Source organism: Pseudomonas sp. MYb541 (assembly GCF_037479595.1).
In the GTDB taxonomy this organism is placed as follows: Bacteria; Pseudomonadota; Gammaproteobacteria; order Pseudomonadales; family Pseudomonadaceae; genus Aquipseudomonas; species Aquipseudomonas canadensis.
Genome location: NZ_JBBGYS010000031.1, coordinates 58,897 through 80,390 on the forward strand (window position 1 = coordinate 58,897; position 21,494 = coordinate 80,390).

The 21,494-nt window shown below is 60.2% G+C and carries 25 protein-coding genes; 14 read left to right on the plus strand and 11 right to left on the minus strand.

The annotated features are described in order from the left end of the window. The first annotated feature begins 60 nt into the window (after nucleotides 1–60). The 11 genes from nrdR to WH299_RS19445 all read left to right on the plus strand — a co-directional run bounded on the left by nrdR (nucleotide 61) and on the right by WH299_RS19445 (nucleotide 8,255). The gene (gene nrdR, locus WH299_RS19395; protein WP_010206843.1) at nucleotides 61–525 is read left to right on the plus strand and encodes a transcriptional regulator NrdR; all 465 of its coding nucleotides are present in this window, start codon (nucleotides 61–63) and stop codon (nucleotides 523–525) included. Beyond that, complete coding sequence (gene ribD, locus WH299_RS19400; protein WP_122727809.1) at nucleotides 522–1,658, plus strand: bifunctional diaminohydroxyphosphoribosylaminopyrimidine deaminase/5-amino-6-(5-phosphoribosylamino)uracil reductase RibD; 1,137 nt, start codon at nucleotides 522–524, stop codon at nucleotides 1,656–1,658. The genes nrdR and ribD overlap by 4 nt, the downstream gene beginning before the upstream one ends. A gap of 45 nt (nucleotides 1,659–1,703) precedes the next feature. Next, nucleotides 1,704–2,366 (plus strand): riboflavin synthase, encoded by a 663-nt coding sequence (locus WH299_RS19405; RefSeq protein WP_028618109.1) that lies wholly within the window; start codon nucleotides 1,704–1,706, stop codon nucleotides 2,364–2,366. A gap of 15 nt (nucleotides 2,367–2,381) precedes the next feature. Continuing rightward, nucleotides 2,382–3,473: a bifunctional 3,4-dihydroxy-2-butanone-4-phosphate synthase/GTP cyclohydrolase II gene (ribBA, locus tag WH299_RS19410; RefSeq protein ID WP_016978541.1), complete on the plus strand. Its 1,092-nt coding sequence runs from the start codon at nucleotides 2,382–2,384 to the stop codon at nucleotides 3,471–3,473. A 90-nt stretch (nucleotides 3,474–3,563) separates the two neighbouring features. Next, nucleotides 3,564–4,040, plus strand: a complete 477-nt coding sequence (gene ribH, locus WH299_RS19415) for a 6,7-dimethyl-8-ribityllumazine synthase (RefSeq protein ID WP_003176356.1) — start codon at nucleotides 3,564–3,566, stop codon at nucleotides 4,038–4,040. Then, nucleotides 4,037–4,537: a transcription antitermination factor NusB gene (gene nusB / locus WH299_RS19420; protein WP_339551027.1), complete on the plus strand. Its 501-nt coding sequence runs from the start codon at nucleotides 4,037–4,039 to the stop codon at nucleotides 4,535–4,537. Before ribH ends, nusB begins: the two co-directional genes overlap by 4 nt. A gap of 18 nt (nucleotides 4,538–4,555) precedes the next feature. Further along, nucleotides 4,556–5,521, plus strand: coding sequence for a thiamine-phosphate kinase (gene thiL, locus WH299_RS19425; RefSeq protein WP_339551028.1), 966 nt, complete (start codon nucleotides 4,556–4,558; stop codon nucleotides 5,519–5,521). Nucleotides 5,522–5,587: 66 nt separating this feature from the next. Next, complete coding sequence (locus WH299_RS19430) at nucleotides 5,588–6,307, plus strand: substrate-binding periplasmic protein (RefSeq protein WP_122727816.1); 720 nt, start codon at nucleotides 5,588–5,590, stop codon at nucleotides 6,305–6,307. A 129-nt stretch (nucleotides 6,308–6,436) separates the two neighbouring features. Next, nucleotides 6,437–7,054 carry a GTP cyclohydrolase II gene (gene ribA / locus WH299_RS19435; protein ID WP_016978544.1) on the plus strand — a complete coding sequence of 206 codons (618 nt, stop codon included), beginning with the start codon at nucleotides 6,437–6,439 and terminating at the stop codon, nucleotides 7,052–7,054. Further along, nucleotides 7,051–7,470 (plus strand): MFS transporter, encoded by a 420-nt coding sequence (locus WH299_RS19440; protein WP_323624888.1) that lies wholly within the window; start codon nucleotides 7,051–7,053, stop codon nucleotides 7,468–7,470. Before ribA ends, WH299_RS19440 begins: the two co-directional genes overlap by 4 nt. Then, nucleotides 7,467–8,255: a cobalamin-binding protein gene (locus WH299_RS19445; protein ID WP_339551030.1), complete on the plus strand. Its 789-nt coding sequence runs from the start codon at nucleotides 7,467–7,469 to the stop codon at nucleotides 8,253–8,255. The genes WH299_RS19440 and WH299_RS19445 overlap by 4 nt, the downstream gene beginning before the upstream one ends. A gap of 91 nt (nucleotides 8,256–8,346) precedes the next feature. Here WH299_RS19445 and WH299_RS19450 read toward each other — a convergent pair whose 3' ends face one another. The 6 genes from WH299_RS19450 to WH299_RS19475 form a co-directional block, all read right to left on the minus strand. Further along, nucleotides 8,347–10,239: a TonB-dependent receptor domain-containing protein gene (locus WH299_RS19450; RefSeq protein WP_339551031.1), complete on the minus strand. Its 1,893-nt coding sequence runs from the start codon at nucleotides 10,237–10,239 to the stop codon at nucleotides 8,347–8,349. A gap of 118 nt (nucleotides 10,240–10,357) precedes the next feature. Then, nucleotides 10,358–12,256 carry a 1-deoxy-D-xylulose-5-phosphate synthase gene (gene dxs, locus WH299_RS19455; protein WP_323624891.1) on the minus strand — a complete coding sequence of 633 codons (1,899 nt, stop codon included), beginning with the start codon at nucleotides 12,254–12,256 and terminating at the stop codon, nucleotides 10,358–10,360. 110 nt (nucleotides 12,257–12,366) lie between these two features. Continuing rightward, complete coding sequence (gene ispA / locus WH299_RS19460; RefSeq protein WP_339551032.1) at nucleotides 12,367–13,254, minus strand: (2E,6E)-farnesyl diphosphate synthase; 888 nt, start codon at nucleotides 13,252–13,254, stop codon at nucleotides 12,367–12,369. Beyond that, the gene (locus tag WH299_RS19465; RefSeq protein ID WP_003176346.1) at nucleotides 13,251–13,493 is read right to left on the minus strand and encodes an exodeoxyribonuclease VII small subunit; all 243 of its coding nucleotides are present in this window, start codon (nucleotides 13,491–13,493) and stop codon (nucleotides 13,251–13,253) included. Before WH299_RS19465 ends, ispA begins: the two co-directional genes overlap by 4 nt. A 158-nt stretch (nucleotides 13,494–13,651) precedes the next feature. Continuing rightward, nucleotides 13,652–14,029, minus strand: coding sequence for a MerR family transcriptional regulator (locus WH299_RS19470; protein WP_323624892.1), 378 nt, complete (start codon nucleotides 14,027–14,029; stop codon nucleotides 13,652–13,654). Beyond that, nucleotides 13,968–14,612 (minus strand): NAD(P)H-dependent oxidoreductase, encoded by a 645-nt coding sequence (locus WH299_RS19475; protein ID WP_339551033.1) that lies wholly within the window; start codon nucleotides 14,610–14,612, stop codon nucleotides 13,968–13,970. The genes WH299_RS19470 and WH299_RS19475 overlap by 62 nt, the downstream gene beginning before the upstream one ends. Nucleotides 14,613–14,798: 186 nt before the next feature. On the opposite strand from WH299_RS19475, the gene WH299_RS19480 reads away from it, so the two are divergent. Beyond that, entirely contained in the window at nucleotides 14,799–15,830 is a 1,032-nt protein-coding gene (locus WH299_RS19480) for a PDDEXK nuclease domain-containing protein (protein ID WP_339551034.1), read from the plus strand. 15 nt (nucleotides 15,831–15,845) lie between these two features. Here WH299_RS19480 and WH299_RS19485 read toward each other — a convergent pair whose 3' ends face one another. The 3 genes from WH299_RS19485 to ycaC form a co-directional block, all read right to left on the minus strand. Next, the gene (locus tag WH299_RS19485; protein ID WP_016978554.1) at nucleotides 15,846–16,280 is read right to left on the minus strand and encodes a hypothetical protein; all 435 of its coding nucleotides are present in this window, start codon (nucleotides 16,278–16,280) and stop codon (nucleotides 15,846–15,848) included. 29 nt (nucleotides 16,281–16,309) lie between these two features. Beyond that, nucleotides 16,310–16,876: a hypothetical protein gene (locus tag WH299_RS19490; RefSeq protein WP_123475774.1), complete on the minus strand. Its 567-nt coding sequence runs from the start codon at nucleotides 16,874–16,876 to the stop codon at nucleotides 16,310–16,312. Between the two features lie 149 nt (nucleotides 16,877–17,025). Next, complete coding sequence (gene ycaC / locus WH299_RS19495) at nucleotides 17,026–17,658, minus strand: isochorismate family cysteine hydrolase YcaC (RefSeq protein WP_016978556.1); 633 nt, start codon at nucleotides 17,656–17,658, stop codon at nucleotides 17,026–17,028. A gap of 453 nt (nucleotides 17,659–18,111) precedes the next feature. Here ycaC and WH299_RS19500 point away from each other — a divergent pair, with 453 nt between their 5' ends. Both WH299_RS19500 and WH299_RS19505 read left to right on the plus strand, forming a co-directional pair. Continuing rightward, nucleotides 18,112–18,348: a hypothetical protein gene (locus tag WH299_RS19500; RefSeq protein ID WP_126570796.1), complete on the plus strand. Its 237-nt coding sequence runs from the start codon at nucleotides 18,112–18,114 to the stop codon at nucleotides 18,346–18,348. Nucleotides 18,349–18,595: 247 nt separating this feature from the next. After that, nucleotides 18,596–19,690, plus strand: coding sequence for a nuclease (locus WH299_RS19505; protein ID WP_339551035.1), 1,095 nt, complete (start codon nucleotides 18,596–18,598; stop codon nucleotides 19,688–19,690). A 242-nt stretch (nucleotides 19,691–19,932) separates the two neighbouring features. On the opposite strand, the gene WH299_RS19510 is transcribed toward WH299_RS19505, so the two are convergent. Beyond that, a complete protein-coding gene (locus WH299_RS19510) occupies nucleotides 19,933–20,709 on the minus strand; it encodes a LexA family transcriptional regulator (protein WP_126570818.1) in 777 nt (258 codons plus the stop codon). 214 nt (nucleotides 20,710–20,923) lie between these two features. Next, nucleotides 20,924–21,451 carry an inorganic diphosphatase gene (ppa, locus tag WH299_RS19515; RefSeq protein ID WP_003219382.1) on the minus strand — a complete coding sequence of 176 codons (528 nt, stop codon included), beginning with the start codon at nucleotides 21,449–21,451 and terminating at the stop codon, nucleotides 20,924–20,926. Nucleotides 21,452–21,494: the final 43 nt, after the last annotated feature.

Sequence of the window (21,494 nt, forward strand, 5' to 3'; positions counted from 1 at the left end):
GCTTGTCTTGCCACAGGGATGCGCTACCATGGCCCTCCCTTTATTTGTTGCCTGCCTACCATGCACTGTCCCTTCTGCGGTGCCAACGACACCAAGGTCATTGACTCGCGTCTGGTCGCCGAGGGCGATCAAGTGCGTCGCCGGCGCGAATGCCTGGCCTGCGGTGAACGTTTCACCACCTTCGAAACCGCCGAACTGGTATTGCCACGTCTGATCAAGTCCGACGGCAGCCGCCAGCCTTTCGACGAAGAAAAACTGCGCGCCGGTATGCAGCGCGCCCTGGAAAAACGCCCGGTGAGTGTCGAGCGGCTGGAGGCGGCGCTGGTGCATATCAAGCACAAGCTGCGCGCCACTGGCGAGCGCGAGGTCAAGAGCCTGGTGGTTGGAGAGCTGGTGATGGGCGAGCTGCAAAAGCTCGACGAAGTTGCCTACATCCGTTTCGCCTCGGTGTATCGACGCTTCCAGGACCTCAATGAGTTCCGCGAAGAGATCGACCGCCTGGCCCGTGAGCCTGCCAAAGAATGAACCCACCGTCTGCCGAACAAGCTGTGCTCGACGCCCATTACATGGCCCGCGCCCTGGAACTGGCGCGCAAGGGCCTGTACACCACCCATCCCAACCCACGTGTGGGTTGCGTGATTGTGCGTGATGGGCAGATTGTCGGCGAAGGCTGGCATGAGCGGACCGGCGAACCGCATGCCGAGCCCAATGCCCTGCGCGCCGCCGGTGCCAAGGCCCGAGGTGCCACGGTGTACGTGACCCTCGAACCGTGCAGCCATCACGGGCGCACGCCGCCTTGCGCTGATGCGTTGGTCACCGCGGGTGTCGCTCGCGTTGTGGCCGGGATGCAGGACCCGAACCCGGAAGTGGCGGGGCGCGGCATGCAGCGCCTGGCTCAAGCCGGTATCGAGGTGCGCAGCGGTGTGTTGGAAACTGAAGCACGCGCGCTGAATCCGGGTTTCCTCAAGCGCATGGAACACGGGCTGCCCTTCGTGCGGGTCAAGCTGGCGATGAGCCTGGATGGCCGCACCGCCATGGCCAGTGGCGAAAGCCAGTGGATCACCGGTCCGGCTGCCCGCGCCGCTGTGCAACGCCTGCGTGCCGAGGCCAGTGTGGTGCTGACTGGCGCCGACACCGTGCTGGCCGACGGCGCCCGCCTGACGGTGCGCGCCGCCGAACTCGGCCTGGATGAAGCCACCACCGCCCTGGCTATGTCGCGCCCGCCGTTGCGCGTGCTGATCGACGGGCGCCTGCGGGTGCCGCTCAATGCACCGTTTTTCAAGGCCGGCCCGGCGTTGGTCATCACCTGCGTGACCGCGGAAAACCAATTCCCTCGTGGCCCCGAATGCCTGGTAGTGCCGGGCGTCGATGGCCAGGTCGACCTGCGCTCTGCGCTGGTGGCGCTGGCGGCCCGTGGCGTCAACGAAGTGCTGGTGGAAGCCGGCCCAAGCCTGGCCGGTGCATTTGCCCAGCAAGGCCTGGTGGATGAATACGTGATTTTCATCGCCGGCAAGTTCCTCGGTTCCGCCGCGCGGCCTTTGTTGGACTGGCCGCTTGAGAAACTGGCCGATGCCCCCCAACTCAAGATCACTGAAATGCGCGCTGTGGGCGATGACTGGCGAGTCACTGCCATCCCTGTGCCAGCAGCGAGCGTATAATTTTCTGCCTGCGCCCAGCGCGGTAACGTTTTCCAGGAGAAGGCCATGTTCACCGGCATCATCGAATCCATCGGCAGCATTCGTGCAATGACCCCAAAAGGCGGCGACGTTCGCTTGTCGGTTGAAACCGGCAAGCTCGACCTGGGCGACGTCAAGCTGGGCGACAGCATCGCCATCAACGGCGTGTGCCTGACCGTCATCGAGCTGCCAGGCAACGGTTTTGCCGCCGATGTCAGCCGGGAAACCCTGGACTGCACCGCGATGAACGACCTCAAGGCCGGTAGCCCGGTCAACCTGGAAAAAGCCCTGACCCCGACCACTCGCCTCGGCGGTCACCTGGTCAGCGGCCACGTCGACGGCGTCGGCGAAGTAGTCGCGCGCAGCGAAAACGCGCGGGCCGTGGAATTTCGCATCCGCGCGCCAAAAGAGCTGGCCAAGTACATCGCCCACAAAGGCTCGATCACCGTCGACGGCACCAGCCTGACCGTGAACGCCGTGAATGGCGCCGAATTTGAACTGACCATCATTCCCCACACCCTCAGCGAAACGATCATGGCCTCGTACCAGCCGGGTCGCCGAGTGAACCTGGAAGTGGACTTGCTTGCCCGTTACCTGGAGCGCCTGTTGCTGGGCGAAAAGGCCGCAGAGCCTGCATCCGGTAACATCACTGAAAGCTTTCTGGCCGCTAACGGCTACCTGAAATCCTGACCAAGGGGGTGCCGCGTGGCGCTCAATAGCATCGAAGAACTGGTTGAAGACATCCGCCAAGGCAAGATGGTCATCCTGATGGATGACGAAGACCGCGAAAACGAAGGCGACATCATCATGGCGGCCGAGGCCTGCCTGCCTGAGCACATCAACTTCATGGCCAAGCACGCCCGCGGGCTGATCTGCATGCCCATGAGCCGTGAGCGCTGCGAGTTGCTCAAGCTGCCGTTGATGGCGCCGCGCAATGGCTCGGGTTTTGGTACCAAGTTCACCGTCTCGATTGAAGCCACCACTGGCGTCACCACTGGCATCTCCGCCGCCGACCGCGCCCGCACCGTGCAGGCCGCCGCCGCGAAAGACGCCAAGGCCGAAGACATCGTCAGCCCCGGCCACATCTTCCCGTTGATGGCCCAACCGGGCGGCACCCTGGCCCGTGCCGGCCACACCGAAGCCGCCTGCGACCTGGCGCGCATGGCCGGTTTCGAGCCAAGCGGAGTGATCTGCGAAGTGATGAACGACGACGGCACCATGGCGCGTCGTACCGAACTCGAAGCCTTTGCCGCCGAACACAACCTCAAGATCGGCACCATTGCCGACCTGATTCACTACCGCATGATCCACGAACGTACCGTTCAGCGGATTGCCGAGCAGCCACTGGACAGCGAACTGGGCCAATTCAATTTGGTGACCTACCGTGATTCAGTGGAAGGCGATGTGCACATGGCCCTGACCCTGGGCAGCATTTGCGCCGAAGAACCGACCCTGGTGCGTGTGCACAATATGGACCCGTTGCGCGACCTGCTGATGGTCAAGCAACCGGGCCGCTGGAGCCTGCGCGCCGCTATGGCTGCGGTCTCCGAGGCTGGCAGCGGTGTGGTGCTGTTGCTCGGTCACCCGCTGGATGGCGATGTCTTGCTGGCGCATATCCGCGAAACGGCTGACCACGCGCCGGTGAAAAAACCGACCACCTACAGCATCGTCGGTGCCGGTTCGCAGATCCTGCGTGACCTGGGCGTGCGCAAAATGCGCTTGATGAGTGCGCCAATGAAATTTAATGCGATATCCGGTTTCGACCTGGAAGTAGTAGAATACGTGCCCTCCGAATAAAGGCTGGCGATTTTCGCCCCTTGTTCGCGGTTCAAATATCACTAAGGGACGCGTCATACACGCGTCCCGGCTCTTTAAGAGATTTGTCGAATGACCCTGAAGACCATCGAAGGTACCTTCATCGCCCCCAAAGGCCGCTACGCCCTGGTGGTTGGCCGCTTCAACAGCTTCGTGGTTGAAAGCCTGGTAAGCGGTGCCGTGGACGCCCTGGTTCGCCACGGTGTGAGCGAGAGCGACATCACCATCATCCGTGCCCCTGGCGCCTTCGAAATTCCACTGGTTGCGCAGAAAGTTGCCCAACAGGGTGAGTACGCGGCAATCATTGCCCTGGGCGCAGTCATTCGTGGCGGTACTCCGCACTTCGAATACGTGGCCGGTGAATGCACCAAGGGCCTGGCCCAGGTGTCCATGGAGTTCGGCGTGCCAGTCGCCTTCGGCGTGCTGACCGTGGATTCCATCGAGCAAGCCATCGAGCGTTCCGGCACCAAGGCCGGTAACAAAGGCGCTGAAGCTGCCCTGTCCGCCCTGGAAATGGTCAGCCTGCTGTCGCAGTTGGAGGCCAAGTGATTTCCGACGAGAGCGACAACTTCAACCCGCGTGAGCCACGTCCAGCCGATGCTGGCAAGCCGTCGAAGAACGAGAAGCGTCGCGCTGCTCGTCAGTTGGCGACCCAGGCGCTGTACCAGCGCCACCTGGCGGGTGCTTCGTTGAACGAGATCGAAGCACAGTTTCGCGTCGACAACGACTTCACCTTCGCCGACCTGCCGTACTTCCAGGACATCCTGCACGGTGTGCATGCGCACCTGACCGAGATCGACACGGCCCTGGCACCTTGCCTGGACCTGACCATCGAAGAGCTGGACCCGGTTGAACTGTGCGTGATGCGCCTGTCCGCCTGGGAACTGCTGTATCGCGTCGACGTGCCGTACCGCGTGGTGATCAACGAAGGTATCGAACTGGCGAAAGTCTACGGTTCGACCGACGGCCACAAGTTCGTCAACGGCGTACTCGACAAGCTGGCCCCGCGCCTGCGTGAAGCCGAAGTGAAGGCGTACAAGCGCTAAACCGCGCTTGAATCCTTGATGGGCGAGTTTGAGCTGATCCGCAATTACTTCGCCGCCGCGCCCTGTGCGCAAGGCGGCGAAGGCATTGCACTTGGGATTGGTGACGACTGCGCCTTGCTGGCGCTCCCTGCCGGGGAGCAGCTGGCAATCTCCACCGATACCTTGGTGGCCGGGGTGCATTTTGCCGACCCCTGTGACCCGTTCCTGCTGGGCCAGCGCTCGTTGGCCGTGGCGGTAAGCGACCTGGCCGCCATGGGCGCCAACCCCCTCGCCTTTACCCTTGCTCTCACCACACCGACGGTCGATGCCGATTGGCTGCAACGCTATGCCCAGGGTTTGAACCTGATGGCGCAAAGCTGTGGCGTGGGCCTGGTAGGCGGCGATACCACCCGTGGGCCGTTGAGTCTTACCCTGACCGTGTTTGGTCGCGTGCCGGCCGGGCGAGCCTTGACCCGCAGCGGTGCGCAGGCGGGTGACCTGCTGTGTGTCGGCGGCGAGCTGGGCAATGCGGCCGGCGCCTTGCCGCTGGTATTGGGCCAGCGCAGCACCGACGCGGCCATCGCTGATCCACTGCTGGCCCACTACTGGTCGCCGCAACCGCAGTTGGGCCTGGGGCTGGCGCTGCGCGGCAAGGCTACGTCTGCCATGGATATTTCCGACGGCCTCCTGGCTGATTGCGGGCATATCGCCACGGCCTCGGCTGTCAGTCTGTTCATCGAGCGTCAGCGGTTGCCTTTGTCTCAGGCGCTGTTGGCGTTCGTCGGCGATGACGCGGCGCGTATAGCGGCGTTGAGCGGGGGCGATGACTATGTGCTGGTGTTCACCCTGCCACCCGCCGAGCTGGCGCCGTTGTTGGCCGACGGCTGGCCGGTCCATGTGATCGGACGGGTCGAGGCGGGGCAGGGCGTGACGCTGCTGGACGCCAACGGGCAAGACATCACGCCAGCCATTCGTGGTTATCAACATTTTCGCGGGACGCCCTGAATCGGCGACCTGCGCTACCCTCTATAGCGTAATCACGGATGCAACGCCCTGTAGGAGGTCGCCACCATGGATGTGCGCCGTTGGCTGCTGATAGTGCTGTGTGCCTTTACGGCTGGGGTCCAGGCGCAGGGCGTGCCCGGCAAGGTCATGCTGGCCAGTGAAGAGTGGAACGACTACACCAACAAAGACGGCAGCGGCCTGGCCTGGGACGTGCTGCGCCAGGTGTTCGAACCTGCCGGAATCACGCTGCAGACGCGCTCGGTGCCCTACACCCGCTCGGTCGGCCTGGCCCAGCGCGGCGAAGTGGATGGCTGGGTCGGGTCCTATCGCGATGAAGCCACGGGTGTGTTGTACCCCCACTGGAATTTCGATTCCGATCACATTTACGCCCTCGGCCTGGCCAGCACGCCGGCGCCGACGGTAGCCACGCTGGGCAATTACCGCCTGGCCTGGGTGCGTGGCTACAAGTACGAGGAGTACTTGCCCAATGTGCACCGCTTCAACCAGATCGAGCGCCGCGATGGTATTTTGCCGATGCTGGAACACGCGCGGGCCGACTTCTACATCGATGCGCTGACCGAGGCCAAGTACGTGCTCAATCAGGCAGATGATCCGTCGAAGTTCGCACTGACTCACATCGCCGAACTCCCGCTATACATCGGGTTTGCCGATAACGAACGGGGTCGCGCCTTGATGGGCGTCTTCGACCAGCGCATGGCGGCCCTGGTGAAAAGCGGCGAGTTAAAGGCGATTTTCGAGCACTGGAAACAGCCGTATCCCTTCTGACCTGCATAGAACCAAGGCGAAGGCCAATCGAACCTATTGATCTTTATCAGCGATAATTCAGCTTAAGCGTCTGTAGGAACCTGCTGTTACAATGGCCGCCATCGTAAAAACTGAAATCAGGAGCACACGGTGCCCGTCGTTTTCGTCGCCGCTTCCAAGCTGCCTACCCCTTTTGCCACGTTCACCATGAACGGCTTTCTCGAAGAAGCCACCGGGCGCGAGCACGTTGTGCTGAGCCTGGGCGACATCGCTGATGGCGCGCCGGTGCTGGGGCGTGTGCATTCCGAATGCCTGACCGGCGACGCGCTGTTCAGCCAGCGCTGCGACTGCGGTTCGCAACTGGAAGCTGCCATGCGGGCCATCGCCCGTGAAGGCCGTGGCGTGCTGCTGTACCTGCGTCAGGAAGGCCGTGGCATTGGCCTGATGAACAAGATCCGCGCCTACGAGCTGCAAGATGGCGGCGCCGATACTGTTGAAGCCAACGAGCGCCTGGGCTTTGCTGCCGACCAGCGTGACTACGCGATCTGCCTGCCGATGCTGGAGCACCTGGGCGTCAAATCCCTGCGCCTGATGACCAACAATCCGCGCAAGGTCAAAGCCTTGACCGAGATGGGCATCACCGTGGCCGAGCGCGTGCCGCTGCACACCGGGCACAACCCGCACAACAAACTCTACCTGGCCACCAAGGCCAGCAAGCTCGACCACATGATGGGCAACGAGCACCAGGGCGAGGTCGACCGCGCGTGACCCGAGGCCAGGTGAAACGGCGACTGTCCTTCAATTGGTGGCAGTACCTGGCCCTGGCGCTGCTCCCCCTGTTTGTGATCAACCTGGTGTTCGGCCAAGCCGAATCCTTGCTCCCGGTGCTGGCCATGCCGTTCTTCATTGCCGGCGTGGCCTCGATGTTTCTCAGTCTGCGTTACTTCCACGGCTATAAACACGCGTTGATCGCCACCTCCAAAGCCCTCGATACCCCGGAAGAACCGGCTGCCTGGATTACCTTGGCGGCCCGTCGGCGTACGGCGTTGCTGGTGGCAGCCGTCCCCGCCTGGATCGGCGCGCTGGCGGTGTTCGTCGGCCTGGAAGCGGTGCCGCTGTGCCTGCTGGCACTGTCGACGCTGGTGCTGTTCTACCTCTACCGCATCCCCCGTCAACTGGGATGAGACGCCACTGGCTGGCGGCTTTGCTGCTGGCGGGCTCTGCCCAGGTTTTGGCGGCCGAGCGGGTGGTCAGCCTGGCACCGTCCCTGACTGAAATCGTCGCTGAATTGGGGGCTGCCGACGTGCTGGTGGGCGTACTCGATGGCGGCGATCGTCCGGCTGCGCTGACGCAAGTGCCGTCAGTGGGGCGTTACGGCCAATTGGACATGGAACGCCTGCTCAGCCTCAAGCCGGATCTGATCCTGCTGTGGCCCGGCAGCGTCGGCCCGGCCCAGCGTGCGCAGTTGCAGCGGCTGAACATCCCGGTTTATGTCGCTGAGCCCCATAGCCTTGAACAACTCACCACCCAGGTCCAGGCCATCGCCGAGCAATTGGGCCGTGCTGAAGCCGGCCGGCAATTGGCCGCGCAATTACGCCAACGCTTGGTCGAGCTGCGTCAGCGCTATCAGCGTACCGAGCCATTGCGAGTGTTTTACCAAGTGTGGAACCAGCCGTTGTATACCGTGGGCGGCGGGCAGATCATCAGCGATGCGTTGAATGTGTGCGGCGCGCGCAATGTGTTCGATGATCTCAAGCTACCGGCGCCGCAGGTGAGTATCGAGTCGGTGTTGCAGCGTGATCCCGAGATGATACTGGTGGGCGACCAGGCGCAGCAGGATGCGTGGAAGGTCTGGCCGACGATGACCGAGCGGGTGCGCGTGGTGCCGGACAAAGGCCTGGAGCGGCCCAGCGGGCAGATGTTGGAGGCGGTGGGGCGGTTGTGTCAGGTGATTGCGCCGTACCGCTGACATAGCTATCGCCGGCAAGCCAGCTCCTACAGGGGGAATGCATTCCAAATGTAGGCGCTGGCTTGCCAGCGATGAGGCCGGGTCTGCCCACTCAGAGTTCAGGCGTCCAAGTGACCCCAAACATCCACACCCGTCCTTCTTCACGGTAATGCTGGTTGTTTTCGAAGTCCGGGTCCTGATAGCTGTACATCGCCCGTGCATACTCCTTGCCCAGCACGTTATCGACCTTCACTGACAGCAGCACCTCGCGGTTCAGCGCCCAACTGCTGCGTAGCCCCAACAAGGCATACCCGCCGAGGCGATTGCGGTTCTCTTCATCGTCATAGCTGCTGCTGATGGCTTGCCAACTGGCGCCCAGCCCAAGCTTGTCAAACTGCCGATCCAAGTCCAGGTTCAGAGTGCGCCGCGCCCGGCGGGCCAGGGTATGGCCGCTGTCACGGTCACGAGGGTCGATGATCGAGACGCCTAGATTGCCTTGCCAGCCGAACAGTTGTTGCTTGAGCGCGGCTTCAAAGCCATTGATGCGTGCGGACGCCACGTTGTGTGGGATGTAGAAGTCCACCGGCTGCGCGACGATGGCGTCCTTCAGGTCGGTGCGATACAGCGAGGTTTCCAAGCGCAGGGTGTCACTCAGTTGACTACGCCATTGCAGCTCATAGGTTTTTGAATGCTCGGGCTTGAGGTCGGGGTTGCTACTGCCGGGGTAGTACAAGTCGTTGAAGCTGGGCGCGCGGAAGCCTTCGCTGTAAGACAGCAGCACTTCATTGTCTGGGTTCAGCGGTACGGTCAGGGTGCCACTCCAGGTGTTCTGGCTGCCGAACTGCTGGTTGGTGTCGTGGCGCAGGCCCAACTCGGTGGAAAACCGTTCGGCCGCGAAGCGATGCTGGATAAACGCCGCGCGGTTCCAGCGGCTGTCCGCGTCAAAGTCGGTGGTGGCATGCACTCGATCTTCGTACCAGTCGCCACCGAGGATCAGGCTGTTGCGCTCATCCAGAGTCAAATCGTTCTGCCAGTTCACCGCGTCGCGATAGGTGTTGAAGGCGCTGCCCTCAGCACTGAGGTGGTCGCGCTTGGTGTCGCGGTTCTCGCTGTGGCCCAGCTCCAGTCGGGTCTGCCAGCGCTCGTTGAGTTTGGCGTCGACATAACTGCTGGCGCTGCTCACCGTGTAGTCGGTGTAGGGCTTCTGGCCGACGGTTTCGAAAAAGCTGACGTAGCGCCCGAACGGGTTGTCATATTCCGACTTGCCCCGACCATCCAGCAGGTTGAAGCCGACTTCGAGGTCATCGTTCAGCGAATGGCTGAGGTTCAGGCTCAAGGACTTGTTGCGATAGGCGTCATGATCACCATCGCTGGCAAACGATTCATGAGTCCAATTGATGCCTCGGGTTTCATCCAGGCTGGCCCCGAGGTTGAAGCGCGTGCGCTCATTGCCGCCCGACAGGCCGAGGCTGCGTTCCCACGTCTGGTTGCTGCCAAAACCCACATGCAGGCGCGGATGAAGGCCGGCTTGGGCATTGCGTCGGGTGAAAATCTGGATAACCCCGCCGATGGCATCGCTGCCGTAGATCACCGAGCGCGAGCCGCGCAACACTTCCACACGCTCAATCTGGTCAACGCTCAGAAACTGCAGGCCACTATCGCCCGAGGTGGCGTTGGCAATGCGCTGGCCGTCCACCAGCACCAGGCTCTGGGCCGACTTGGTGCCGCGAATGAACACCCCCGGCAAACTGCCGCGCCCACCGGTTTGCGCGATTTGCACGCCGGGTACGCGGCTCAGCAGGTCGGTGACGCTGGTGGGTTGCAGGCGGTCGATATCGTCGCGGGTGAAGACGGTGTTGGCGGCGCTGCTGTCGTTGCGGGCCTGGACCTGGCGGTTGGCGCTGATAACGACGTCGGGGAGTTTCAAGGCGACGTCGCGGGTGTCGGCGAGCAGGTCGGTGGCAGGCAGAAGAAGAAAGGGCAGGGCAAAGTGCAGACGATTCATGGGCTGTCCATAGCGTTGTAGGTGCCGGCTTGCCGGCGATGGCGGTCTGTCTGACACACTGATGTTGAATGTGCGGCCGCTATCGCTGGCAAGCCAGCTCCTACAAGTGTTCGGGGTGTTACAGGCCGAGTAGCGCCATGCGCTCGCGCACTGACGCTTCGATGCCGACCTCATCCAACCCGCATTCCGCCAGCATCTGCGCCGGCTTGGCGTGTTCGACGTACACATCCGGCAAGCCCAGGTGCAGCACCGACTTGAGGATATTCTCCCGCGCCAGGAACTCGCTGACGGCCGCACCGGCACCGCCCATGATGGCGTTTTCTTCGACGGTCACCAGCAGCTCATGGCTGCCGGCAATCTCACGCACCAGGTCTTCATCCAGCGGTTTGACGAAGCGCATGTCGACCACGGTAGCGTCGATTCTCTCGGCTACTTTCAGCGCTTCCGCCAGTTGCACGCCGAACACCAGGAACGCAGTCTTGCTGCCTTGGCGACGCACGATGCCCTTGCCGATCTCGATAGGCTCAAGGTCTTTCTCGATCACTGCATTCGGGCCATTACCGCGCGGGTAACGCACAGCCGCCGGGCCGTTGTACAGGTGGCCGGTGCTGAGCATCTTGCGCAGTTCGTTCTCGTCGCTCGGTGTCATCACCAGCATGCCGGGGATGCAGCGCAGGTAAGACAAGTCGAAGCTGCCGGCGTGGGTCGGGCCGTCTTCGCCCACCAAACCAGCGCGGTCGATGGCGAACAGTACGTCGAGGTTCTGCACCGCCACGTCATGTACCAACTGATCGTAACCGCGCTGCAGGAAGGTGGAGTAGATCGCCACCACCGGCTTGGCGCCTTCACAGGCCATGCCGGCGGCGAAGGTCACCGCGTGCTGTTCGGCAATCGCCACATCGAAGTAGCGCAGCGGGAAACGCTCGCTGAAGGCCACCAGGTCGGAGCCTTCCTTCATCGCCGGGGTAATGCCTACCAGGCGCGGGTCGGCGGCGGCCATGTCGCACAGCCATTCGCCGAACACACCGGAATACTTCGGGCCGCTGGCCTTTTTCGGCGCAGCGGCGGGAGCGTCCAGCGGTTCCAGCTTGGTGATGGCGTGGTAGCCGATCGGGTCGACTTCCGCCGGGGCGAAGCCTTTGCCTTTCTTGGTGACGATATGCAGGAACTGTGGGCCCTTGAGGTCACGCATGTTGCGCAGCGTGGCGATCAGGGTGGGCAGGTCGTGGCCGTCGATCGGGCCGATGTAGTTCCAGCCCAGCTCTTCGAACAGGGTGCCGGGTACCAGCATGCCCTTGGCATATTCTTCGGTACGGCGGGCAATTTCCCACGCGCCAGGCAGACGCGAGAGCACCTTCTTGCTGCCTTCGCGCATGCTGGCGTAGGTGCGGCTGGAGAGGATCTTGGCCAGGTAATTGGACAGGCCACCGACATTGCGCGAGATCGACATGTCGTTGTCGTTGAGGATCACCAGCATGTTGGCGTCCACTTCCGGCGCATGGTTCAGTGCTTCGAACGCCATGCCGGCGGTCAGCGCGCCATCACCAATCACCGCAATCGCCTTGCGATCGCTGCCTTGCAGGCGGGCGGCAATCGCCATGCCCAGCGCGGCACTGATGGAGGTGCTGGAGTGGCCGACGCCAAAGGTGTCGTACTCGCTCTCGGCGCGGCGCGGGAAGGCGGCAATGCCGTCCTTCTGGCGCAGGGTGCCCATCTGCTCGCGGCGCCCCGTGAGGATTTTATGCGGATACGCCTGATGGCCCACGTCCCACACCAGCCGGTCATCCGGGGTATCGAATACGTAATGCAGGGCGATGGTCAGCTCGATGACGCCCAGGCCGGCACCGAAATGCCCACCGGTCTGGCCGACCGTGTAGAGCAATTCCAGGCGCAACTCATCGGCCAGGGTTTCCAGCTCGGCTTCACCCAGTCGACGCAGGCCGACCGGCGTGACAGCACGGTCAAGCAGGGGCGTGGACGGGCGCTTGCGGGGAATCTCTTGAAACGTCGTGGGCATCAGGCGAATCGTTATAGGTATAGAAGAGGCGGCAGTTTACCTCAAGCATCGCAAACTGCCCACGCAGAGCACCGAACTTGGCCGATATGCGGCCGCAAAGGCCGCCGTTATCAATGCCGGCGTTCGACGATATACCGCGCCAAGTCACGCAGTGGCTCGGCCGCCGCGTCGAAAGGTCGCAGGGCGTCCAGGGCCTGGTCACGCAGTTCAAGGGCATAAGCCTTGGCGGCTTCCAGCCCAAGCAGTGCCGGATACGTCGGTTTGTCCCGTGCGATATCGGCGCCTTGGCGTTTGCCCAGGGTGGCCGTGTCACTTTCTACGTCGAGAATATCGTCCTGCACCTGGAACGCCAGGCCGATGGCCAGCGCGTAGGTCTTCAACGCCGTCAATTGAGCGCCTTCGGCACGCCCACTGGCCAGCGCGCCCAGGTGCACGGCGGCTTCGATCAAAGCACCGGTCTTGTGGCGGTGCATGTACTCCAGGGCTTGTTGATCGAGCTTCTGGCCGACCGAACCCAAGTCGATGGCCTGGCCACCCACCATGCCGGCCGGACCCGCGGCCACGGCCAGCGCCGTGACCATGCGCAAACGGATCTCGGCGTTGACGCTGCTCAGCGTCGGGTCCAGCAGTGCGCTGAACGCCAGGCTTTGCAGGCCGTCACCGGCGAGGATCGCACAGGCTTCATCAAAGGCTTTATGGGTGGTTGGCTGGCCGCGACGCAAATCGTCGTCGTCCATCGCCGGCAAATCGTCATGCACCAGGGAATAGGCGTGGATCAACTCCACCGCACAGGCCGCGCCATTGGCCTGCTCGGCGTCTGCGCCCAAGGCTTCGCACGCCGCATACGCCAGCAACGGACGCACGCGCTTGCCACCATTCATCACGCTGTAGCGCATGGCTTCGTAAAGACGCTTGAGTTCGGGGCTTGGCGCAACAAACAAGGGTTCCAACGCCGCATTGACCCGGGCTTGGCTACTGGCCTGATACGCGTCGATCATTCGGGCTGTTCCGCATCGAAAGGTTCTTCGGCCAACTCCCCGTCACGTTCCAGCAGCACTTGTACCTTCTGCTCCGCCTGCGCCAAGGCGCTCTGGCAGTCGCGGGTCAGGCCGATGCCTTGCTCAAACGCCGTCAACGAGTCTTCCAGCGACAACTCGCCGTTCTCCAGACGCTCGACCAGGGTTTGCAGGTCGGCGAGGGATTGTTCGAAATCGAGTGCAACTTTTTTGCGGGCCATGGCGGCTATTCCGGTAGACGGTAAACCGGCGCGACACTAGCAGACATGGGGATTCTGGGCAAATAAGCGGGGGAGGGTGTTCAGGCGGTGAGCCGAATAAGCGCCCTATTCGGCTCATCAAATGAGCCGAATACCCATGTTATTCGGCTCACCGCCGGTCAGGATCTTTGCGCCATTGACGAGCACTGTTCTTGTGATGTTTTCAACTGTGCTTCAAATGTCTGCAATCCCACGTGCATTTCCTGTAGCGCGGCAATTTTCAGGGCCAGTTCCTGCTTCTTGTCTGCGATTGCCTGGTCCGCCCGCTCCCAGGGCAATACATTGCCTACGTGGCCTGAAAGAATCTCCTGCAACTCCTTGAGCTTGAACCCCAATTGCTGCGCGCACTTGATAAACATCAACAGCTCAACGTTTTGCGCCGAATAGACCCGGTATTGGCCCTGACGCTGTGGCGCAGGCAGCAGCCCAATTGCCTCATAGTGACGAATCGCCTTGATGGTCGTGCCCGACAACTGCGCGGCTTTGCCGATGTACATGAAAACTCCTTTTTTCCGTTAAAGCGCCGGCCTGTTTCAGCCATGTATCCCGCTGCGCCGCAGTGGAGCCCAGTACCGGCCCGAACAGCAGCGTCTTTGCAGTCTTGACACCACAAAGCCCCAGCGTGGTCTTGCGCATCTGGTGAATGCCCGGCATGCGATAGAACCAACGGTAATACCATGGCGGCGTGTCCAGGGTCACCAGTAAATGTGCCGTTCGGCCGTGGAGCAGTTTGTCAGGAAAAGCCTTGCCCGCTCGGTATTTAAAGGCAAAACCGGGTAGGAAGATTCGGTCGATAAAACCCTTCATCAACGCCGGGATGCCGCCCCACCAGATCGGGAAAACAAATGTCAGCTGAGTGGCCCAGAGGATGTCGGATTGCGCGCTGAGCAGGTCGGGCTCCAGCGGCTGAATCTGGGTGTAACCATGATGAAGGACGGGGTCGAAAGCCAAGTCGCCCAAGCGTACGACACGTACTTCATGGCCGGCGGTTTTTGCCGCCTGTATGTAGGTATCGGCCAGGGCTGAACAAAAGCTGGAGGCGGAAGGATGGCCGAGGATCACCAGGGTACGCGGGGTCATGGGGAGGTCCTGAACAGGGCGTTCCAGGGTAAAGGCTGCTGTATAGGGGAGAGTCAAGTCAGTAGTCCGCAATGGCCAGCAGGACGTTTCTGTAGTTATTGAAGGGTCCTTCTTGGAACGACCTTCGCCCCTTGTGACAGTCAATGCGCCTGACTAGCCTGCCTCAAAACTCCAGAGTGACATGGCATGAGCGAACCCTGTATCGGCTTGACCACACCACCAGCGGGCTACAGTGACTGGCTGACCGACCTGAAAGGCCGTATTCATGCGGCGCAACAGCGCGCAACACTGGCAGTGAATCGGGAATTGGTGTTGCTCTATTGGCAGATCGGCCACGACATTTTGACCCGCCAGGCGGAGCAGGGCTGGGGCAGCAAAGTCATAGATAGACTTGCCCAGGATTTGCGTGCAGCCTTTCCCCGAATGAAGGGTTTTTCGCCGCGTAATCTCAAGTACATGCGTGCTTTTGCCGAGGCGTGGCCAGATGCTGAATTTGTGCAAGAGGTGCTTGCACAATTGCCCTGGTATCACCATTTGGCATTACTGGACAAACTCCCCGGCCCCGAAACCCGCCGCTGGTACATAGCCCAGGCGATAGAGAACAATTGGTCGCGTAACTCGCTGGTGATACACATCGAAAACCGCTTGTTGGAGCGCAGTGGCAAGGCGGTCAGCAACTTCGAGACCCACCTGCCCAAACCGCAATCCGACCTGGCGCGTGAGTCGCTGAAAGACCCTTACCGTTTTGACTTCCTCAGACTGGCCCTGGACGCGCAGGAGCGCGACATAGAAAACGCCTTGATCAAGCACGTCACCGACTTTTTGTTGGAGCTGGGCGCCGGTTTCGCCTTTGTCGGCCAGCAAGTACTGCTGGATGTCGGAGGCGATGAGTTCTTTGTCGATCTGCTGTTCTATCACGTGAAGCTACGCTGCTACGTGGTCATCGAACTGAAAGCCGGCAAGTTCAAACCCGAGCACCTGGGGAAGCTGAGCTTTTATCTGGCTGCCGTCGATGCCCAGCTTAAACATCCACAAGATGGGCCCACCATCGGCTTACTGTTGTGCAAGAGCAAGAACGAAGTCGTCGCCGAATATGCGTTGCGCGATAACAATCGACCGATTGGTGTAGCGGAATATCAACTGGTTGAGTCGTTGCCCGCAGAGCTGCGAACCAGCCTGCCAAGCATCGAGCAGATCGAGCGGGAGCTGGCGGGTTAAAACCGACTGATAGCCTCAAAACCCCGGCGGAATATACCCCGGCACAAATGGCACATTCAGGCACTTGCCATGCAGGATCCGACCATCCTCAATCCTGAACAGCACGATCTTCTTCGTCTTATCCACCGTGGCTTCCAGCTTGCAATCCGAACTGTGCCCGACCTGCTGGTAATACTCCGTGTACACCATCCCGTTCCCGGTGTGATTCATTGAAGTCCCGGCGGCTTCAGTGGTCGTCCATGAAGAGGACTTGTGCCAGGTCATCACCACCTGCGTGTCGCCATTGGGCGCATTCTGCTTCTTCATCGAGTCGGGCTTACCGAATAAATCCAACGCCTCTTGCACGTCACGGCCTTCCCAGCGCGATTGTGCAATCAGGTGGCACCCGTTGATAAACAGCACCGCGGGCAACAAAAGGCCAGCCAGCAACAGCCGTGTCCATGTAGGCATCGTGAATCCTTCTTGTAGGTGAGTGTTGCTCAGCGCTTGTTGCCCAACATGTCGTCGAGGTCGTCGATCATCTGGCTCTTCTCCTGAGTCGGCCCCAACTGCTCGAACATGGCCTTGGTGGTCTGGATCATCTGCAGGTGGGTCATCTTGCCCATGGCGATGGTGTCCTTGCTCTTGCCCGGTTCGCAGACATACGCGAGCGTGCGGTCGAGCCAGAACTCCTTTGGCGTCTGCCACGTGTTGGAGACTTTCAAGTGCGTAAGGGTGTAGGAAAACGGTGCAACCGACTGGCCATTGAGAAAGCGCACCTTGCGCGTGGAGCACTGCACTTCGATGTTGTACACATCGATCATCGGCTTGCCCGGTTCTTCATACACCACCGTGACGGCCACCAGTTTCGCGCCCTTGTTGTGGTTCGAGGGCACCACGGAGGTACGGTCGGCCACATACATCACGTTTTTATGGGCGCGGCCGCTGCCGTAGATGATCGACCAGTCGCCGATCGGTGTTTCTTCATCGGCCAATACCGACGTTGTGCTGATCAGCAAGACGGGCAGCAGTGCCAGGCAGCGCCCGACTTTGGTTAAGGTATTCAATAGCGTCCTTCCTTGAGGCTCGAAATAAGCGAAGGACTTTAGTGGTGAGGCGGTGCCGTCACAATTAGGGCAAGTGTGCTAATGGCGCATTGCTAGTTAACCAAAAAAGCCTGCGTTTTAAGGCAGGCTTAGTGTGTGCAGCCGTTGAGTTAGTCCTTACGCGCCGTCAACGCCGAGTAACCATTCATCAAGTTGCGATAGTTGGGAATGCGCTGGGACAACAGGTTCCCCAGGCCTTCGATATCGTTGCGCCAGTCGCGGTGCAACTCACACGCCACCGAGAACCAGTTCATCAACTGCGCACCCGCTTGCGTCATCCGGCTCCACGCCGCCTGCTGCACCGTGGTATTGAACGTGCCCGATGCATCGGTCACCACAAACACCTCAAACCCTTCCGCCAGCGCCGACAAGGTCGGGAACGCCACGCACACATCCGTCACCACACCCGCGATGATGATCTGCTTACGACCAGTGGCCTTGATCGCCTTGACGAAATCTTCGTTGTCCCACGCATTGATCTGGCCTGGGCGGGCAATGTAGGGCGCGTCCGGGAACATCTCTTTCAGCTCTGGCACCAGCGGGCCATTCGGGCCTTGCTCGAAGCTGGTGGTGAGGATAGTCGGCAGGTTGAAGAACTTGGCCAGGTCGGCCAGTGCCAGCACGTTGTTCTTGAACTCGTTGGGCGAGAAGTCCTGCACCAGTGAAATCAGGCCGGTCTGGTGGTCGACCAGCAGAACAATGGCGTCGTCTTTGTTGAGGCGGTTGTAGGTTGCAGTGCTCATGGTTGAATCCTTTTTTGTTTAGGTTGGTTGGGCGTTGCGTTCAACATGGGCACAGATTAATGGGTGGGGCCTGGGGGATAAATCTGGTGAAACCGGTAATACCGTCAACTCATAGGTGACAATGGTTGGAGGGCCAGCAGTATCAGTCCCTTTCATTTGAAGGACGTTTCCGAGAGAATCCCAAGCGCATTGCGCCAGCGGGAGTGCGTGACTAGGCTGCGGGTCGTCACTGGTTTATTCAGTGATCGGGTTTAGTCGCCCGGACTTCGCTAGGCGCACGCGCCATCCCAAAGACAGGTGTCTTCTCACCTGCACTTTATGGTGGCTGTGCGCAGGGCACCTCCGGGTGCGCCGGTGCCTAGCGGCCGGTCGACTAACCTGCGTACAGCCGCCACCTCTACTCGTTTAGTCGCGAAAAGACGGTGGTATTCACTTACCGCTAGAGGTTTTGCTATGGATAACGTTTGTTCGGATTCACGCTCTTCGCGTGCAGCCAACCCATTTGTAGTCAATGAAGAACTGAGCTTTGAGGATGCCTGGGTGCGTGTGGCGGAGTTGCTGCAGTGTGCGGTGGCTACGTCGCAGGTGCTTGGGGAAACGCTGGGTGCGCCGCAGAGGGCGGTGATGCATTTGGTGGAGATGGCGAAGATGGTGGCCGATCGGGCGGTGGAGTGTTTGCAGCTGAAGTGATGTGAGATTAGGCATTTGGTCAGCAATTTGCTGATCAAATGCCGTCCCGGCCAGGATGTTTACGTATTGCGCTTATGTCGTCATTTGCCGCTTTTTGCGACACGTCTTTCTTTCATGTTGCTATTGGCGACATATCAATCATCCCATCCAAATTGTGCAGCAGCCTGTTGCCCAATTGCGCTACTCGCCAGAGTGGCGTGCGACGGTGGTAAAGTCGCGAGACTCCACCTCACCAAGGATGCGCCACTTGCCTATAAAAACGGATGTTTGGACCGTCGGTGTTGCGCCGACCAAGCTCCCTCTGAGTCGATTGGTCAGCGAGCAGTTGCTTGAAAATATGATCCTCAACTCACCAGGCATTCTCTCGGACGAGTGGATGCTGATAGGCAAGCAAGAAAAAACCAGTTCAGGTGGACGCATTGATCTGCTGGCGATTGCTCCCGACGGCAACTTAGTGCTGGTTGAGCTCAAACGCGACCGCACTCCTCGGGACGTTGTTGCCCAGACACTCGATTACGCTGCGTGGGTTCAGGGGTTACAGCCGAATGAGATCGGCGCGATTTACGAGCGATTCAGACCAGGAAATACTCTCTATGCTGACTTTTTAAGTCGTTTTGGACGTGCCTTGGACGATGACGAGCTAAATCAAAGCCATCAGTTGGTCATTGTCGCGACGGAGTTAGACGCAAGCAGTGAGCGGATTGTTGAATACCTCAGCAAGCGAGATATTCCGATCAACGTGCTGTGCTTTCAGATTTTCCAACTGGGTGAGCAGCAACTGTTGAGTCGGTCTTGGCTACTCGATCCCGTTCAGACACAAGTGAATGCGGTATCGGCGAGCGAGGGGCATAACGAGCCTTGGAACGGTGAGTTCTATTGCTCGTTCGGAGATTCGACATCTCGCTCATGGGAGGACGCCAGGGAGTTTGGCTTTATCTCAGGTGGCGGCGGCGCTTGGTATAGCAGAACGTTGCAGCTGCTTTCGCCGGGTGATCGTGTATGGGTGAATATTCCGCAGCAGGGTTATGTTGGCGTTGGAAGGGTGCGTGGAAAGTCGACCCCGGCGAACGAATTCACCGTGAGTGTGAACGGTGAGGAGTGCCCGGTGCTTGAGGTTGCCAAGCGCGCCAATTATCACGCTGAGTTTGTGGACGATCCAGAGCGGTGTGATTACTTCGTGTCGGTTGAATGGTTAGAGACCGTACCAGTGAGCCAGGCTGTGCGGGAGACTGGGATGTTTGGTAATCAGAATAGGCCTAGGACACAAAAGTGGCGGTGGACGATTGAGCGGTTGAAGGAGAGGTTTGCTGATTTTGATGAGGTAGTTGCGAGTATGTTGTAGCGATGAGTGCTGTGCTGGAAATATGGTAGAGCGCACATTAAAAAGCCGGCTTGTGGCCGGCTTCTCGGGGACTGCTTCAGCTTGTTTTTGACAAGCCTCACCAGCCTTCAAATCGCTCAGCCCACGTTGCGTCGGGCTGAATAGTAGGGGCATCAGCGGGAACTCCTCCGCATCGCCGAGCAGGGTGAATAGCCTAAAGCCACCCCCTGCCAAATGTGCGGCGCATGATACCCACATTCACCTCAGTTGCCCACCTCCGGATCCGATTTAGAGCCTTCCCAGCCCAATAAATGCTCATCCAGCGGCACGGGCGGGCGGCGGTTGTTCAACGTGGACCACCAGAACACCCACCCCACAATCTGGAAATTCTGCTCAAACCGTTGCTCGTACGTCAGGTACTCGTCCGGATGTTCACCGGCATTGTGGCTACGCATCCGCAACCCGCCGCCGGGTCGGTTGTAGAGGTACTTAATGCGCAGCATGCCGTCGTGTTCTACGGCGTAGATTTCGCCGTCGATGATTTGGGTGCGGCCTCGGTCGATAGCGAGGGTGGCGCCTTGTTGAATGATGTCGATCATGCTGTTGTCGACCATGTAGGCGCCCAAAGCGCGGTCGGGGCTGACGGTGAGGGCTTGCAGGGTGTGCAGGGTGACGCGGATGCGTTCGGTGGAGGTGAATGAGGGGTGGAGGTCGATCTCCACGTCGATTTTTTCTGGAAGACAGGCGGGGCCTGTGAGGTATTTGCCGCTTCCTTCGCGGGTGGTGGGCAGTCCTTTTCGGGTCGTCGGGCCTTCCAGCAGGAAGTTGGCCGGTGGGTGTTTGGGGCCTTCGCCGGTGCGCAGCCAACGGCTGGAGATGCACAGCAGTTCTGCGATCTCGTTGAGTCGGCCCATGGGTACACCGCGCTTGAACCAGTTGTTCACGTGTTGAGGCGTGACGCCGCGGTTCTTGGCGAAGTCGGAGGCGGAAAGATGGACTTCCCGCAGTAGCGCTTTTAAACGATCACCTGATGTATTCATAAACACAAAGCTTACTGACCGGGAAAACAGATCAAATAAACCATGCGTTGAGTTGGTCATGTAGGTATTTGCTTAGTTGTAGCCTGATACGTCGGATTAAAACTCAAATTAAACATTTTCTATAAATAATTGAACTTGCTGTTTAATTATTCCCACAAAAAAAGCCCCGAATGATCGGGGCTTTTTAAATTGCCGGGGCAATGAGGAGAGGGTATCAGCCTTTGTAGGCAGCGACCGACTTCAGGATCTCGGCGCGGGCGGCATCTGCGTTGCCCCAACCGTCGATCTTCACCCATTTGCCTTTTTCGAGGTCTTTGTAGTTCTCGAAGAAGTGTTTGATCTGCTCCAGCAACAGGGGCGGCAGATCGGTGTATTCCTTCACGTCCACGTACAGCTGGGACAGCTTGTCGTGTGGCACTGCGATAACTTTGGCATCGCCGCCGCCGTCGTCGGTCATGTTCAGGATGCCGACTGGGCGCGCGCGGATTACCGAGCCTGGGGTAACCGGGTAAGGGGTTACGACCAGCACGTCGAGGGGGTCACCGTCGTCGGCCAGGGTGTTGGGGATGAAACCGTAGTTGGCCGGGTAGAACATCGGGGTGGCCATGAAACGGTCAACGAACAGGCAGTCGCTGTCTTTGTCGATTTCGTATTTGATCGGCGCATGGTTGGCCGGAATCTCGATGGCGACGTAGATGTCGTTCGGCAGGTCTTTGCCAGCCGGAATCTTGCTGTAGCTCATTGGGCGTTGCCCCCGTTAATTGGCCATTGAACATGGCCGGATT